This window comes from Acinetobacter sp. SA01, assembly GCF_011319235.1.
Classification (GTDB): Bacteria; Pseudomonadota; Gammaproteobacteria; order Pseudomonadales; family Moraxellaceae; genus Acinetobacter.
In genome coordinates this window covers 504,544-521,095 of sequence record NZ_WXXM01000001.1, presented here as the reverse complement: position 1 = coordinate 521,095, position 16,552 = coordinate 504,544, and the positions used below count along the sequence as shown (strand labels likewise).

At 38.6% G+C, this 16,552-nt stretch carries 13 protein-coding genes; 9 read left to right on the top strand and 4 right to left on the bottom strand.

Going from position 1 to position 16,552, the window contains the following annotated elements:
* Nucleotides 1–121: 121 nt before the first annotated feature.
* Both hcaF and hcaE read right to left on the bottom strand, forming a co-directional pair.
* A complete protein-coding gene (hcaF, locus tag GTU69_RS02570) occupies nt 122–640 on the bottom strand; it encodes a 3-phenylpropionate/cinnamic acid dioxygenase subunit beta (RefSeq protein WP_166167681.1) in 519 nt (172 codons plus the stop codon).
* Entirely contained in the window at nt 637–2,004 is a 1,368-nt protein-coding gene (gene hcaE / locus GTU69_RS02565) for a 3-phenylpropionate/cinnamic acid dioxygenase subunit alpha (RefSeq protein WP_166167679.1), read from the bottom strand. The genes hcaF and hcaE overlap by 4 nt, the downstream gene beginning before the upstream one ends.
* A gap of 1,536 nt (nt 2,005–3,540) precedes the next feature.
* Between hcaE and GTU69_RS02560 the strand changes: the two genes are divergently transcribed.
* Both GTU69_RS02560 and GTU69_RS02555 read left to right on the top strand, forming a co-directional pair.
* Nucleotides 3,541–4,023 (top strand): VOC family protein, encoded by a 483-nt coding sequence (locus GTU69_RS02560; protein WP_200223048.1) that lies wholly within the window; start codon nt 3,541–3,543, stop codon nt 4,021–4,023.
* Between the two features lie 605 nt (nt 4,024–4,628).
* Nucleotides 4,629–5,207: a hypothetical protein gene (locus GTU69_RS02555; protein WP_166167675.1), complete on the top strand. Its 579-nt coding sequence runs from the start codon at nt 4,629–4,631 to the stop codon at nt 5,205–5,207.
* A gap of 324 nt (nt 5,208–5,531) precedes the next feature.
* On the opposite strand, the gene GTU69_RS02550 is transcribed toward GTU69_RS02555, so the two are convergent.
* The gene (locus GTU69_RS02550) at nt 5,532–5,864 is read right to left on the bottom strand and encodes a hypothetical protein (protein WP_166167672.1); all 333 of its coding nucleotides are present in this window, start codon (nt 5,862–5,864) and stop codon (nt 5,532–5,534) included.
* Between the two features lie 334 nt (nt 5,865–6,198).
* On the opposite strand from GTU69_RS02550, the gene apbC reads away from it, so the two are divergent.
* A complete protein-coding gene (gene apbC / locus GTU69_RS02545) occupies nt 6,199–7,476 on the top strand; it encodes an iron-sulfur cluster carrier protein ApbC (protein WP_086195997.1) in 1,278 nt (425 codons plus the stop codon).
* Between the two features lie 183 nt (nt 7,477–7,659).
* Here apbC and GTU69_RS02540 read toward each other — a convergent pair whose 3' ends face one another.
* Entirely contained in the window at nt 7,660–8,202 is a 543-nt protein-coding gene (locus GTU69_RS02540; protein WP_086195996.1) for a DUF2062 domain-containing protein, read from the bottom strand.
* A 276-nt stretch (nt 8,203–8,478) separates the two neighbouring features.
* Between GTU69_RS02540 and GTU69_RS02535 the strand changes: the two genes are divergently transcribed.
* From GTU69_RS02535 to GTU69_RS02510, 6 genes are all read left to right on the top strand, one after another.
* Nucleotides 8,479–9,072 carry a LysE family transporter gene (locus GTU69_RS02535; RefSeq protein WP_086195995.1) on the top strand — a complete coding sequence of 198 codons (594 nt, stop codon included), beginning with the start codon at nt 8,479–8,481 and terminating at the stop codon, nt 9,070–9,072.
* A 141-nt stretch (nt 9,073–9,213) separates the two neighbouring features.
* Complete coding sequence (dcd, locus tag GTU69_RS02530) at nt 9,214–9,783, top strand: dCTP deaminase (RefSeq protein ID WP_086174816.1); 570 nt, start codon at nt 9,214–9,216, stop codon at nt 9,781–9,783.
* A 246-nt stretch (nt 9,784–10,029) separates the two neighbouring features.
* Nucleotides 10,030–12,135 (top strand): hypothetical protein, encoded by a 2,106-nt coding sequence (locus GTU69_RS02525; RefSeq protein WP_166167669.1) that lies wholly within the window; start codon nt 10,030–10,032, stop codon nt 12,133–12,135.
* A gap of 62 nt (nt 12,136–12,197) precedes the next feature.
* Nucleotides 12,198–12,866, top strand: a complete 669-nt coding sequence (locus GTU69_RS02520) for a hypothetical protein (protein ID WP_166167855.1) — start codon at nt 12,198–12,200, stop codon at nt 12,864–12,866.
* A 28-nt stretch (nt 12,867–12,894) separates the two neighbouring features.
* On the top strand, nt 12,895–15,219 hold the full coding sequence (locus tag GTU69_RS02515; RefSeq protein ID WP_166167666.1) for a DUF6160 family protein: 2,325 nt from the start codon (nt 12,895–12,897) through the stop codon (nt 15,217–15,219).
* Nucleotides 15,220–15,258: 39 nt separating this feature from the next.
* Entirely contained in the window at nt 15,259–16,551 is a 1,293-nt protein-coding gene (locus GTU69_RS02510; protein WP_086195992.1) for a DUF6160 family protein, read from the top strand.
* Nucleotide 16,552: the final 1 nt, after the last annotated feature.

Here is a 16,552-nt window from a genome sequence, read left to right as displayed (position 1 = left end):
ACAGGCTGCCGATAAGTCCGTTTTGATCAGACTAGATTTTTATTCATCAAAGCATCTAGCATACAGCTGACGTAAACTACGGATATCTAGACTGCAACTTGACAAACAAAAATCGTATTCATCAGAAGAACACACTCAGGTTATGTGAGGTATAGGTCACTTGGTCTAGGGTGATTTTGCGGTCAAAAATTTGCCAGCCTAAACCACCTTCAACTTTACGGATCTTGTCGTGACGTTTACCACAGTAAATCGTAATATCTTTCTCTTTTTGAGAACGGTAGAGTAGATAAGTCACGTATACATCGTATTCGCCTGCAACTTCAGTTGGTTCAACAATCACGTTGCTCACCATGTGAGTGGTACGTGATGGAGGCTCTTCAGCCCAAGCCATACCCGTTTCCAGACGCGCTACACGGCGTTCCAACAGATGTTTGTTGTCATTGAACACCCAAGTTGTTGGTGGCTCAACTGAACGGCGTCGGTCACGGGTTTGCGCGTTTGGCGTGGTACGCAGGACGTAAGAAACGTCGTCTGCCATAACATCCAGCCATTCGCGGAATTTCCAGTCATCCAGCAATTTTGCTTCACGATAGAGGAACTGACTGATTTCATAATGAAGTTCCATACTTACTTGACTCATTTCACAAGCTCCTTCTCATATGCTTCAGTTGCTTTCTCAACATCTTCCCATTCTTTATGAATCAGCAGGTCTGCCCAACGACGATAAAAACCACGTGCTGCTGTTTCAGAGAAAATATAGCTGGTGATACCAGGGACACCATCTTCACGTACTTTTTCGCTGCCTTTACCCATCTCAACGATCAGTTTGTTTTGACGAGCTTTATAACCACGTAATACTTTTTGAATTTCTACCCAGTTTTCAGAGTCATCTTGCTCAAGGAAACCAGCAGGACCGAAAGCACGGGTTGCAGAACGTTCAAATGCATCTTTCACGTCTTGTGGTGCATCAGCATCACAGATACAGAATGCCCAAACTTCAGTTTTGTTTGGACCACGTGGGTGCCATACACGAAGTGTTGCAGTACCGTTCAACCAAGACAGTGTCGGGAACATGGTGTTGTGACCTGCTAGACGCAGTGCACGGGTTTCACCTAAACGTTCTTTTACTTCTTCATAAGTTTCACGGAAATAGTTTGCTACTTCACCATCTACCCAAACGTTTGCATCTGGTTTTTCGGTGAAGAAGAAGCCTGAACCATGGCCACGTGAACCGAATTGGATCGCGTCTTTCGCTGTTTCCCACACTGGACGGGCCGTTTGTGCTGCACCAAGGTGTTTAGACGCATCATCGTCCGGTTTTGCACCAAGCACCTGTACTGCAGATGCATGAGAGAACAATGCGTGGTATTGGTCAGATGCGAACTGTTCAGCAGCAAATTTCCAGTTACACTCGATTTCCCACTTGTGTACACCACCAACAATCACTGTACCACCAGGGCGACGATCTAGAACACCATCTAAATACCAAGCCATATCGCCCATGTATTCTTCTAGGTCAGGCGTTGTTTCATCCCAGCAGCCAAATACCAGGCCTTTGTAGGATTTAACACGGGTTACTTCAAGTAATCCCCATTCTTTTTTGCAAGCCCCTTGTGGGTAAGCACGCTCTTCAAGCGGAATGTCTTTTAAAGAACCGTCAATACCGTATGACCAGCCGTGGTATGGGCAAGTGAACGCACGGGTATTACCACAGTCTGCGAAGCTTACGCGCATAGCACGGTGACGACATTGGTTTAAGAATGCTTTAACTGAACCGTCTTTTTGGCGTGCCACAATAATCGGATCTTCACCCATGTAGGTGTTAAAAAAGTCACCGGCTTTAGGAATCTGGCTTTCATGGCAAAGGAATAACCATGTACGACCAAACACGCGTTCAAGTTCTAATTCGTATAAATCTGGATCTGTATAAATAGATGGAGTAATACGTCCATTTTGTGCATCGACTAAAGCGTCGATTTCGCGCACATCAATTTTTCCACTCATGAAAAGCTCCTGCGACCAATCTTGGCACAAAGTAATAGACTTAACTTTTCAACGATGATGAAATTTTCGGGTGTATTTTAGGAAATATTTTATTTATTTTAATTAATATATTTAATGGATTATTATTGTGGTAATAATTCCTATTAAATTGCTCGTGATTATAATCTGTTTTTTAATTTAATGAACGTATTTTTTTTAGTAATTCCTACTAAATTGATAGTATTTAAAGTGTGTTTTTTTAATTTAATTAATATTATTTAACTAGAATATTGTTTTTCAATTTTTTATTGTTTATTTACAAGTATTTAATTTAATATTATCTATTTTTATTGATATGTTTTTTCATTGTTTTTTAGGAATAATTCCTACTAAATTACTCATATTTTGGATGTGTTATTTTATTTTAATTTTTGTATTTACAATTATAATTAAAGTAGTAATTCCTACTAAAATACTTATATTTAAGGTGGGCATATTTTTTTAGGTGTTAGGTGTAAGATTTTTTATTACTCGGCGAGTCGGTTATATAAAACTATGGTGCCTCCATTACTTTATGAGCGTTGCTGAAGAGGTGAACTTCTCTTAGTCAATAAATCAAAGATGAGGAATAAGGCATTGATGTGAAAAGCCATAATGTATCAAACCTAAAGAGGAGTTTGCTGAGGAAAATGTATTTTCCTTAAATGGGTACTTGACCCTGCACAACGCGGTTTTTGACTTTACTAAAAGCTTAGGGCATTCGGCACAATATTGTACAAAAGGTCAAGAATATCCTGTCTAACCTTTATTATCTCGATCGGGGTGAGCTGAGAATGTACCATTTTGCTGGGCTATATTGTGTCTTTGAGTATGGATGAACGTGTGCTTCAGTCATGGATATAAAGCTAATTTATCCTTTAGGTGAATATGAAGGAACTCCGGAGGAGTACAGAGGCTCGTTTTTTATTTCTTTTGATAAATCGTTTATTTTTAAATCATCAACCATCGTTCAAATTCAGCAACTTTAGCTATTTTTCTAACCATGGCAGCATCAAAAAAAACTATCAAAAAGCCCACATTAATCAATTCCTGACGAATATCCTCTATCTTTTGCTACTTAAGTCTAATACGGTTTTCATGAATAAAAATAGGGATTTAGACGCCAAAAATATTGTGAAAATTATGTTTAACTCTAAATCAGCATTTAATGAAAGTAGTAATCATTTAATTATCGGTAATCCCCCTAAAAATGATCGTCTCTCAGACTCCCATGAATTATCGTTAATTATCAAAATGAAAATATTTTAGTGATAGAGGAATACCACAAACCTATCTCATAATTTTTTATCATCATTCATTAAATCCTATGAAAAATTAGTAGTTTTGCTCACTAAAAAATACGTTTAGATTAATAAAAATACAATTATGAAATAGGCCTATTCCATTTTTTGCTTAAATATAGAAAAAGTGTTGAATAGCATATTTAGACCGATATTGGACATATTGGACAGTGATGACGAATCACATCAACTCTAGTCTCTATAAAGAGGTGAAATGATGAATATTGCAAAGAATAGCATATGCCTTTGGTACGATAATGACGCTGAAGGCGCTGCAAGATTTTATGCTGAGACCTTTCCTGATTCATCGATCGGTGCAGTACATTGTGCACCTGGAAATTATCCATCAGGGAAAGCAGGGGATATTTTAACTGTGGAGTTTACCGTGCTAGGCGTTGCCTGCATCGGACTGAATGGCGGATCAGCATTTAAACACAACGAAGCGTTCTCATTTCAGGTGGCGACCGAGGATCAGGATGAAACGGATCGCTACTGGAATGCGATTGTCGGAAATGGTGGTCAGGAAAGCGAATGTGGTTGGTGTAAAGATAAATGGGGAATCTCTTGGCAGATTACCCCAATCGTCCTAACGAAAGCTTATACCAGTCCTGACCGTGCGGCTGCCAAACGTGCATTTGATGCCATGATGACCATGAAAAAAATTGACATTTCTGTAATAGAAGCCGCATTTCGTGCTTGAGATGTGGGCAGGAGCTGGCAATTCCTTCAAGTTGTGGCCGCTTGCTTAGATGGGGCAACTCAAAACATGTTGAAAAGAACCATATTTAAAAAACCAAATCAAATATTAAAAAACTTTTATTAGAAAACTCTTGTTCGAGAATTTTTATCAGTTGCCTGATTAGAAGCTGCAAAATTAAAGCCTTCTATAATTTTTAGCACAGGTTAAAGCAGCTGAAGCTGCGTTTTTAATGAAAAATTTAAGCTGTCACTACATCTGAAGTGATGATCACTTATCATGTTCTTTCCCTATTCAAAAAGAGAATAGACAATATTTTTCCACAATATTGGGGACAGTCCAAATAAGATCGTTTTATGTTCAGGATACCGTGAGTGGCATGGTTTCTATATTGGTAAATTATTGTGTCCTAGTGATTTCATTTGTTATGAAATCTGTGCATTGCGGTACATCATATTGATGGAATAACTAAATGTGGTTAAAAATAATCCATAAAACAATAATGATGCTTTTCTCCATTTTAGCTATTTTTGTTATAAGGCGAATATTGGATCTTATAACTTGAGTGAGGGGTCACAAACATAACCTCCTATTGGGAGAACAAGACCATGAACATCGCTAAAATATTAATGATGAGCGGATGGATAGTTCTATCCACACCAGCCATACTTGCAGCGGAGACCACAGATGGAAAACCGGGCAGTACCTCCGCAGCTGACCAGAAGGCTATCGCCAGCGCCATGAGCGCAGCACCGAAAAAAGTCAGCGCAGCAGCCACCATTGTGGTTATAGGCAAAGGTGGCAAGATGCACACTTTGCGCAAAGGCAATAATGGTTTTACCTGTATGCCTGATAATCCGACTACCCCCGGTCCAGATCCAATGTGCATGGATCAGGCAGCCTTAGAATGGGCAGAAGCCTGGATGGGACACAAATCGCCAAATGTAGGTAAAATTGGCTTTATGTATATGTTAGCGGGTGGAACCGATGCCAGTAATACCGACCCATATGCCCAAAAACCCACCAAAGGTAACCACTGGATCAAGACGGGTCCTCACGTCATGATTGTCGGTGCCGAACCTGGTTTTTATGACATGTATCCCCAAAATGCCCAGCCAGATACTACCGTACCTTACGTCATGTGGCCCGGAACGCCTTATCAGCACTTGATGATTCCGGTTAAATAAAGGGAAATGAAGGTCATTGTGCGCTGTCGTAGTCATGATTCTTTAAACGCAGATTATCTTTGGAGATAAACACTTTATCTTGTATTGCAGCGGTTTGCTGAGTATGCCGCTGCAATTTAAATCCTATTCAGAACTGCAACATGCCGCTGCGATTAGATGTAATGAACTTAACACCTATACCTGTAGTCAATTGGAAGAGCTAAAGAATATAGCCACCAAGACCTGTACAAATTAAAAAATGACGCGACTTGGATTTGCTTGTTTTTAAAGTTATTTTACCGCTAAGGACTATCCAGTGTCGCCATTTCTATGAATGATTTTGCATCATTCTTTTGTAATTTGATCTTTATTAATGTCCTGATCGGTATTCAGCCATTCAATTTTTTTCACCCGATCGTTCACGATGGTAATGGTGTAAAGCATATTTTCAACTGTATAGGTATAGTCCATGGCCAGATAAAGGTTTTTTCCTTCTTTGATTTCATGTGTGCTCATGGAGTTGGGGGATAAAGACATACGGTTTTGCATGTCAGTATAAGAATCTCCTAAACTGATGGACTGACCAGAAGGCGTGTGGATGGATGATGTTTCATTTGCAGCATGAGTGAATGTTATGGCTGATAAAAATATAAGTGAAATTAAAGAGTTAAATAACATTTTTCCCCCAAAATAAAATTACATTAAAAATAACTTACCAATATAAAGAACAAAATAGCAGCATGTCTGTAGCAGAATTATTAACAGAAATAAGGCTGGATGTTGGATAAATTAATCCGATCTAAAGTAGTTTTATCGTGGTATGGGTTTGCTATATAAATGAATTAAAAAAGGGTTTTGAATAAATAAAAGTACAATATGGAATAGTCCAAGCTATCGATTCATTTGGATTTATTCATACATTCATCAAGCTATAGAGAACTATGCTTAACCTTCGAGGCATTTAAAGCTAAACTATACTATTCAGCTGTATGTCCGTACTTGGAGTAAACTTATGTCGTGGCTTTCTTCGCTTAAATCTGTGTTTTCACCCGCGCAAGAGGTGAAGGAGGAAGAAATCCAGAATGTGTTACAGGGCTATATCTTGCCCAATTCCAAGCATGCCCTGAAAGACCGGATTACTCAGGTCAATGTAGAAGGTCAGGTATTACAAATCACTCTTCATACTTATCCTGAAGAAGCTGATCATTTACAACAAATTCATGATGATTTGGCCGATGCACTGGAAAAATGCGGCATCCGGGAACTGAATATGCATGTTATTCAACAAAAGCATAAACAGGATGAAAGCTGTTCTAATCCTGAGCATGGCAAACAGGGGCATAGCTGTGCAAGTGATGCACAGGCTTCAACGGCAGCTTCAGCGCAAAAACTTCCCCCTGTGGTAGATGCTGCCGGACAAACTGCTCCAGCTGAAAGCAAAGCTGCAGAAGATCCGAATAACCCACCAATCCAGAAACCGGCACCGCAGCAAAGAGATGTGCCCAAGCATCCACGCATTCAAAATGTGATCCTGGTTTCATCAGGTAAAGGGGGAGTGGGCAAATCGACCACCACCGTCAATCTTGCATTGGCTTTACAGAAACTTGGCTTAAAAGTCGGTGTTCTGGATGCAGATATCTATGGGCCGAGTATTCCAACCATGCTGGGCAATGCCGGACGTACGCCCATGATTGAAGCAGAAAACTTTGTTCCGCTGGATGCCTACGGTATGGCAGTACTCTCGATTGGACATCTAACCGGAGATAACAATACCCCGGTTGCCTGGCGTGGTCCCAAAGCGACTGGCGCTTTAATGCAATTATTTAATCAGACTTTGTGGCCAGACCTGGATGTATTGATGATTGATATGCCACCAGGGACAGGGGATATTCAATTAACTTTGGCGCAGCGTATTCCGGTGACCGGGGCAGTGATTGTCACCACCCCGCAAAATGTTGCCTTACTGGATGCAACCAAAGGCATTGAACTGTTTAATAAGGTCCAGATTCCGGTAATTGGTGTAGTGGAAAATATGTCGACCCATATCTGCTCTAATTGTGGTTATGAGGAACAGATTTTTGGTACAGGTGGAGGTGACAAATTGGCTGAACAATACCATATTCCCTTACTCGGGCGTTTACCGCTCAATGTGCAAATCCGTGAAAATGCCGATGCTGGTAAACCTTCTGTACTCGTGGGGGATGATGCAGCTGAAAGTTATATGGCGATTGCGCAAAAAATTGCCGATCAATTGCCGAAAGTAGAAAAACCACACAATAGAATTTTTTAAATTTACTGTCTGATTAAAGCAATATTTTCGAAAAGCCCAATGTTGTTTGGGCTTTAATTCCTTTAATTTTCTCTTGATGGGAGGAAATAAATCGGGGGATCAACAATTAGACAGAAGTTTATTTTATTGTTAAAGCGAATATGAATAGGCTAAATAGTGAAATATAGTTAAAAGATGCAATGATTATTGAAAATATCGGCGCCGTTTATGGTGCTGAATAATATTCCATCGCCACAATAATCGGGTAATCACGAAGAATACAATTGCAAAGATGAAAGCCTCTAGTACCAACCCGAATAATAAAATTTTCGCCAGACTCAAGTCGATGTGTCCATGCCCAAAGTGGGTGATAGCGTGGCTGATCTGATGCAACACCCCCAGCATCATATCCTGATCAATCATATTGACCTGGAAAATTTTGCTGCCTAACCAGAACCCCAGATACAGAATTGGAACCAGGGTAAAAGGATTGGTCAGCCAGGCAAGACATAAGCTCACAGGTAAATTGACTTCAAATAGCAATACCGTCAATACAATCAAAATACTGTGAAATGGTAAAGGTAGCATGCCCCAAAACGTGCCAATAAAAACAGCTTTTGAAATGGACTTTCTGTTCACATACCAAAGTAAAGGATTTAAGGTACGCTCACCAAAAATTTTCATTACTTTCATCCCTGCAACTTTTTGCGGTGAGGGAAGCCAGGACTGAAAGAACTGTTTTGCCATAAAAATAGGCCGCTTAAATGATGATGTATTGTGCCTGAATCGATCCCTCAGAGACAGATCAAGCCAGATAAATATAAATGATCAACCTTAAAATAGTATTTGTTGAAATTTTTTTTAACAAATGACTCAGGAGTTAAACTACAAAAATAACTTTAATTTATTGAAATTTAATAAATTAATAAAACAGATTGGGCAATTTTAAAAGATGTAAAATTTCTGATTTGCCAAGTACAATAAACTGATTTACTCTTCGTGCACTCTATAGAGAGATCGCATATGATTTCATGGTTATTCATTGGTTTAGTCATTAGCATTTTATTGACGCCTGGTCCAACAAATACCTTGCTTGCATCTTCCGGCATTCAGGTCGGTGTACGTAAATCATTACGATTGATTCCTGCTGAAGCGATTGGTTATTTAATTGCAATTACGCTTTGGGGCATGATCATTGGTAGCGTTTCAGCTAAATTTCCCATGCTTCCGACCTTGTTAAAGCTACTGAGTGCATTCTATATTATTTTCCTCGCCATTAAACTTTGGAAAACTGCCGATATTGAAGCAAGTTTTAATCTGCCGACCATCCGTGCCCGCGAATTGTTCTGTGCAACTTTACTCAATCCTAAAGCCTTACTATTTGCTTCGGCTGTTTTTCCAAGTACGGCATGGCTCAGTGTGAATAATTATGCTGCGCATATTGCAATGTTTCTGGTTCTCATTGTCCCGATTGCCTTGTTCTGGACATTTATTGGATCAATTCTGGCTTCTAATAAAGTACGCTGGTTAAATCAATCCAATTTGCAAAAGACTGCTTCTATCATCTTAATCAGTTTTTCAATTCCATTAAGTTATTCTGCTATTTTGAGTCTTTAAACTTTTAAGTCTTGAAATTACGGCGATGAAAATATACATTTTGTAAAAAAACACCTCATCGCCTGATCATTATTTTCATTGTAGCCAATTTCAGTTAAAGTACAGCGCAATAATCGAATTAACTATTTTTGGATTGAAATAATGGCAATTAAGTCTGATCGTTGGATTCGCGAAATGAGCGAAAAACACGGCATGATTGAACCGTATGCGGAAAACCAGGTACGTTATGATGAAACTGGTGAAAAACTCATTTCTTATGGTGTTTCAAGCTATGGTTATGATGTTCGTTGTGCACGCGAATTTAAAGTATTTACCAATGTTCATTCAGCAATTGTCGATCCAAAAAACTTTGATGATAAAAGCTTTATCGACATTGAATCCGATGTCTGTATTATTCCGCCCAATTCATTTGCTTTGGCTCGTACTGTAGAGTATTTCCGTATTCCGCGTAATGTTTTGACTGTATGTCTTGGTAAATCGACTTATGCACGCTGCGGTATTATTGTGAATGTCACTCCACTTGAACCAGAGTGGGAAGGACATGTGACACTGGAATTTTCAAATACCACCAACTTGCCAGCACGTATTTATGCAGGTGAAGGCGTTGCGCAAATGTTGTTCTTTGAATCTGATGAAGTATGTGAAACTTCATATAAAGACCGGGGTGGTAAGTATCAAGGACAAACCGGTGTGACTTTGCCAAAAGCATAAATATTACAAATAATTGAATAAGCGGATCATTTTGGTCCGCTTATTTTTTGCTTGCTTCATTCATCGGAAACTGTGTTTATTCGCCTAGTTTTTTTTGCAATTGCAATAATATTCAGCATAATAAAAAGTTGAACAGACTTGGTCAGAACATTGTCGTCATGACAAATAAATAAAAATTCGACATACCAAGCATAGGACGAATTAAAAAATAATGATGCGGAGCATCTGATAAAAAGGAAGGTCGTGATGACTCAGAGTTGGAATAATACAAGATTTAAAAAATCTTGTTTGGCGAGCATGCTCGCAGCTTTACTTAGCCCATCAGTTTATGCGCTTGAATCCTTGTCAGATGATCATCTTTCTGAAACTACAGGTGAAGGCGTTGCTTTAGCCCTTGAAAATTTTAAGATGGTCTTTCAAGGTCCAAACGAAATTTCACAAGCTTCAAGTTATGGCAAAGGAATTGCCGATCCGGGACAGTATGATACGGGCTTTATCCGAATTATTCCGACCGGTGAAAATTATGAGCTGCTTGGTCAGCGTGCTTATACTAAAATTTATAATAAAGCTTATACGGATGCTTACTTAAGCGGGAAGGCTGCTAATTATAATGGTGTTTACGAAAATACTTATCAATCTGCTTATAATACTTATAGAACAAATAATTATACGACTGTTAACACAACTGTAAAGAATAACTATACAGCAGAATATCGGGGGAATGTGGTACAAAGTTACGTCGACTCTCCTTTGATGAAGCAATATTATCAACAACGTTATGATGATTATTATGATGGGAATTTGTGGCCATTAAGTGTAAAAGATGATGGTACAACTGAACCGGGGTCTGCCGAATCGACATTATGGTTAAAAGACAAATCCCAACAATATGCTACAAAAAATACATTAGAAATGATTGAATTGCTTTATGGCAATCGTTCAACTGAAAGTATACCTACAACTACCTATTCACAAAGTGTAACCAGGCAAAATACGATCGACACCACTGTTGCGAATCAACTGGAAGCTAAAACCCAAGCAGTACTTAATCAACAAGCTGCTGAATATGCGAAAAGCGTAGCCACTACAGCAAGTAATACTGCACTTGCTGAGGTTGAAGCTGAAGCCATTCGATTGGCAAAATTGGCAGCAGCTCAAGCTACAGTAGGAAGTTTAAGAACCAAAGCAGACGTTTTTATTTATGGTCTGGCTCTTTCTAAAAGTGATGGGTCCTTAAGTACCCGGTACAGTAATCAAGGTTTTAATTGGGGAACAGCAGCAAATCCATGGCTGATTCGTGCAGGTAATGTGGATACGATTCAGTTTGCAAAAGGCAATAAGGCCAATGTCGGTTATATTGCATTGGAGGCACCTTTAAAGCTAAAAGGAACAGATACCAGTGATACTTTTAAATTAGGCTTCTGGAGCGATATTTTTTCACGCCAATTAAATTCAAGTAATACTGTGGATCCGTTAACTGGAGCACCCACTTCTGGACTAGATAAAGATTATCGTTTGAGAACCCAGTTTATTGCCAATGGCTTGAATTTAAATGGGTCACAAGTTCGATTATTCCAAACATTACCAGCAACGAGCAATGCCAATTACAATCAAACTTTAGGCATGGCTGCAATTTTACGTCTAAATACTCATGATGATCCATCCATGCTAAAAGCAACGGATGCTGACCTGGATGCTCGTGGAATTAGAATGAGTACTGCTGCAAAAAAAGGCCCGGACAGCACTCCTGATCTATATGATGGTACCGCCGTCACTCCAGCGATTGACCGCTCATTAGCTCCTATATTTAATGATGTGGAAGGGATGTATTTATATAGTCCCAATATTAACCTGGTATTAGGGAATATGTATCAGCCTTTTATTTTAGGTTCTGAAGGTAACAATATTATTTTAGAAATTACCCGTATTCCAAATGTGCCAGAAATATATTCACAAATTTATACTTATTATAGTGATACAGACTCAACAACTGTATTGAAAGATAAAAATAATCAGAATATTGCGATGATCGATAAAGATGGAGTGACCTACACGAAACTTTCTGATTATTTAAAAGGTTCAACCTGTAATGTTTATAGTTGTGGTACTGAAATTACCACGACGGCAAATAATATTACTACGACTTATCAAGGTCGAAATGCAACCCATAGTAGTATCAGTATTGGTACGGTAGAACGGTCAGCTACAGGTAATTTGTTAAACGCCAACAAAACTGCAGATGCAACCGGTGTTGTCTTTAAAAATATTAATGGCCAGGCGACAAATTTAGGCTCAGTTGCAATTGATGGTGTACTCATTCAGCACCTAAAAATAAAAACAACAGGTTTATAGGAGAATAGGCTATGTATTCACGTATTAAAACTTCTATCCTGAACCTGGTTTGTTCAATTTCTATGTTGGCTTTTACCCCTATTGCAAATGCACAGTTAGTAGGTATGGCTAATGATGAGATGACTGATATATCCGGACAAGGTGGTGCAGATTTAACTTGGACTCTATCGTTAAATCATCGTTATGCTAAAGATTTATCTCTAAAAAATATTTCAGTTTTTGATGCAACAGGTAAGGCAACAGAGGCATTCTATACTTATAGTTGTACTGATAATGTATTTTGCCGTTTAGCGATCGCACCGAATAATCATAAAGATGCTGCGGGTAATAAGAAATGGTTAGTTTTTAAAGGCATTCAAGGCACCTTACAAATTGATCAGTTTTCATTAGATGGTTCGACCATTATTAACCGTGACGGTAATCCTCAGACTGCATTACAAATTTCTTTTTTTGATGATAAGCCACTTAAAATTAGGAATTTAGGTTTTAATACTTTGGCGGTTGAAACAGGTGATGCAGGTGTTGAAGGGTATGCCAATAATATGATTTATAGCACCTATACAGAAAAAAAATCTGATGGAACAATAGTTGCAGGCTTAGATGTGCCGACATTTGATAAAAATACAGAAAAAGGCTTTATGGGCTTAAATATGCATGGCAATTTGCATATGTCAGGCAATTTAAAAATATTCAGTTTTAACTGTACAGGTGCAGGAACTGCGCGCTGTTAATTGAATAAAGCCAGATAGGGATATAAAAATGAAAAAAATAACAAAGTTAAAAATACTTACGGTAAGCATTTTGATTGCACAACAAAGCCATGCATTTGAGCAACTTTCTGATGATTATCTTGGCTCAGTAACCGGGCAAGATGGTATCAGCATTACACATGAGATCTCCAAGGCAACTATAAATGCTGTCAACTGGGTTGATTCTTCTTCGAAAGGTAATGCCAACGATTCATTGCTACGCCCTGATACCATGAAGATGGGGCTGAAAGATGTGACCCTGTCAGGTGTCAATAATCAATCGATTATTTCTACGCTTGACTTTGATGTGGGGACAACTGATCGAGGGGCGGGGATTCGCATAGAAGCCAATATTTCTCCATTTGAATTAGCTGTTAACAACCTCATGTTACTGTGTACTGATGCAACTAAATGTCAGATTCCTGAACAAAGTTTGGGTTCTCTCGATATCAAAACTAGTTCACCGCTTCGTTTACTTCTTCAAACGGAAGCAGGATTATTTAATCGAGATGAAACGGCACACCTTAATTTTCAATTGCAAAATGCCAGTATCAGTCATGGTTTAAACGGGCAAAAGCTCACTTTGAAAGATTTTAACTTCAATTTTTCTGGTGATGGCTATATGTATCTGAACTCTTATCAAGAAAGAACATCAAGCAGTTACATGGATGAAGGGATTGTCCTGACCACAAAGAGTCGTAATGGTGCCACGGATCATGTTGTAATGTTGGGACGAGTAGATGACAGCGATCCTGTCGCCAGTGCAAATTCACTGCCTGGTCGTGATACCGTACATTCATCAAGAACCAAGGCAACCAACCCAGGGGTAAATATTGACCTGCGTTATGGCAGTGATCCGAATCAGCAACGAAATTTAATTCGTATGGGGGCATCGGGCGCGGTAACCAATGCCACAATTTTCTTAAATGCCAATCAAAGTGGGATTACAGATTTTGGCCGTACTTCAACAGCGACATTAACAGGTTATGATGCGGTAGGGCTAGGCGGGCTGCATTTTGGTATTTCTGCCGATTTTACCCGTGAAGGGAATGCACTTTTAGGTACGAATCAGCCCCCAACAACCCTTGAAATTGGTCATACAGGTAATGGAAGTTATGCTATTGAATTTTCCAATTTATCACCATTAACTGTTCGTAATTCGAGTTCTAACACAGATTTAAATACCAAAAATGCCTATATTGATTTTGGTGACATTTATATTAATGCAATACAAGCAAAAAGTTTAGATTTTTTAATTAACGATAAAATTAAAAAGACTTTAGGGGTGAGCAATTTAGTTCAGACGCAGCAATTATCATCGCTTGAAAAAGGTAATGACTTTGCATTAATCGCTATACGTAGTATGGATTTTCAATCGATTGCACGTAAAGCACGGTTTATTGCGGATAACTCTTTAGCTGAAATTACCAATGATACCAGTAGCTGGGGAATTGGTATCCCTGTTTATAATCTGAATGCGAATATTGCGCTTGCAGGCACAGAATATACATCAAAAGTGGATGGTGGGACTAAAAAAGGAATTGCCTACAATGTAATGGCAACTACCGATGGTTATGGAATTGACACAAAAACGGGTGCAGCGAGTACTACATCATTAATTTTAATAGATGGAAAAAAAGGGCTGCACAATGAAGAAGTAAATTACTATGCCAGTTTACGTAATATTGATGCATTTGTCAAAGCCAAAGGCGTGATTGGTTACGAAGAGCAAGGAATCTACATTAGCGCCGATGATTTGCTTGTCGCTGCAAGTGCAGAAATGGCGATTGGTCAATTACCTGGTTCGCTCTATAACTGTACCAGTGGTTCTGTTAAATGTGGCAGTGTCGTTCCTGTTGATAATTTCGCCCGCAAAGATGATGTGCTGACTTCCATTGCCTTTAAACTGGATGGTAAAGGTGATTTGTTTATTATTCCCGGTATGAATGATAATGCAGAAAATAACTTCTTATCTTTCCGTGCTAACTTTGAATTTAATGCATTATCAGACACAGATAAATTGAACCCCAATATTTTGGGAAGCTACTTTAGTTTGATTAACGAAGATGTTGATGCGAATAACACGGTTGTGAAAACTTCAAGTATTAATTTGAATAAATTGCAAGGTGTCCTAGCGCTTGAATCACAAGTCAAGATGCAAAAAGATACTGTGGTATTTGATAATAAAGTGGATATTAATCCGGCCAAATCTTTGAATCAGGTATTCAGAACCGAATTATCGATGTCTACCATGCCGAATCAAATGCAGAAAATGGCAGATATTGCAATTACAGGGGGAAGTATTAGAAGTAATTTAGGTATTACTCCACGTTAACCTGTTTGAGAATAAATAAAAGAATAGGGATAGAATTTTATGAAAAAATTATTATTGGCAAGTTTGATTACTTCATCTATTGCAATACCAAGTTTAAGTCATGCAATGGTTGCTATGGATGATGATTCATTATCTGATGTAAGTGGTCAAGCATTATTGTCTATGGAATATAACGCGGGTTATAACGTTATTGATGCTAAAGGACAAAATGTAGACCAGACGAATCTGGGATTTTATAAATTGGGCCTGGAAGCTGAAATGGAAATCAACGCCAATATTAAAAAGCTGCAATTAGGTTGTGGTGGGGTGAATGGTATTGGCAAATGTGATATTGATATTGATAATATTTCTTTAAGTGGTTTGCAAGGCGCAAACTATACTTCTGATGATCGTGCGGCAAGCTCAGCCCTTATTACCAATCCATTTGTTGAGTTTGCTATTAAAAATCCAAAATCTGCTTCTACTCGTGAGGTTCTTGGCTTTCGTTTAAGTGCTGAAAAAATTGCTGGCTTAATGACAATAGGAACAGAAAACAGTAGTACGCCTAATGGTATTAACTCCTTTAGTGGTTATATGAAAACCAAGGCTTCTTCTGGGGTGGCAATTACAGATCCTCGAATTATGGATTATGCAGCAACGGGTCAATATATCGAAGGTGCTGTAACGGGAACATTGGTTGGTATTCCTTTAGAATTGCATTACAAGTCAAATGATTATTCATTTAACTTATCTTCAACAACTGCACCTTTTACCATTCCATCGATGATCGTATCTGGAACACGTATGACAGAAGCAGTCCTAAAAGGAACAGGAACAGTAAATCAAATAGATTTTTCTGGACCTTTAGCTGCACAGATTTCAGCATTAGGTTTAAATTTAACACTTAATAAAGATATTACCGGTTCTTTAACCGGCTTGCAGACAGATATTACCGTGAATCAAAATTTAGGTTTGATCCACTCTTTGTATTTAAATAATGCAAGTTCATTATCACTACAGACACAGCAAATATTGTGGCCAGGTGCATCGGTTGCTGCCAATCGAGGGTGGTGGTTAGCAATTGAAGATGAAGTGGATTTAGGGAGTATTAGTCCAACAACCAATGTAAAAATTACCGACGAAGTGCTTAAACAAACGATTGCAGGGATTAATCACGACTTAACCTCTAAGCCGCGTGAATGTGGGGATTTGGTTTTCGGATGTATTGCTGATTCAAAACTTGATGTGGGTGAAATTAAGAACCCTGCAATGATTAATTTCCCATTACAAAACTTAACCTTGCAAGGACAGAACTTTAAGTCGAACTGCTTTGGTGGGCTGAAATTCTGCTAAT

Coding starts and splice junctions, on each gene's coding strand:
- GTU69_RS02515 (WP_166167666.1), top strand. CDS start 12,895: ATGAAAAAAATAACAAAGTTAAAAATACTTACGGTAAGCATTTTGATT.
- hcaE (WP_166167679.1), bottom strand. CDS start 2,004: ATGAGTGGAAAAATTGATGTGCGCGAAATCGACGCTTTAGTCGATGCA.
- GTU69_RS02560 (WP_200223048.1), top strand. CDS start 3,541: ATGAATATTGCAAAGAATAGCATATGCCTTTGGTACGATAATGACGCT.
- GTU69_RS02520 (WP_166167855.1), top strand. CDS start 12,198: ATGTTGGCTTTTACCCCTATTGCAAATGCACAGTTAGTAGGTATGGCT.
- GTU69_RS02550 (WP_166167672.1), bottom strand. CDS start 5,864: ATGTTATTTAACTCTTTAATTTCACTTATATTTTTATCAGCCATAACA.
- dcd (WP_086174816.1), top strand. CDS start 9,214: ATGGCAATTAAGTCTGATCGTTGGATTCGCGAAATGAGCGAAAAACAC.
- GTU69_RS02525 (WP_166167669.1), top strand. CDS start 10,030: ATGACTCAGAGTTGGAATAATACAAGATTTAAAAAATCTTGTTTGGCG.
- GTU69_RS02540 (WP_086195996.1), bottom strand. CDS start 8,202: ATGGCAAAACAGTTCTTTCAGTCCTGGCTTCCCTCACCGCAAAAAGTT.
- GTU69_RS02555 (WP_166167675.1), top strand. CDS start 4,629: ATGAACATCGCTAAAATATTAATGATGAGCGGATGGATAGTTCTATCC.
- GTU69_RS02535 (WP_086195995.1), top strand. CDS start 8,479: ATGATTTCATGGTTATTCATTGGTTTAGTCATTAGCATTTTATTGACG.
- hcaF (WP_166167681.1), bottom strand. CDS start 640: ATGAGTCAAGTAAGTATGGAACTTCATTATGAAATCAGTCAGTTCCTC.
- apbC (WP_086195997.1), top strand. CDS start 6,199: ATGTCGTGGCTTTCTTCGCTTAAATCTGTGTTTTCACCCGCGCAAGAG.
- GTU69_RS02510 (WP_086195992.1), top strand. CDS start 15,259: ATGAAAAAATTATTATTGGCAAGTTTGATTACTTCATCTATTGCAATA.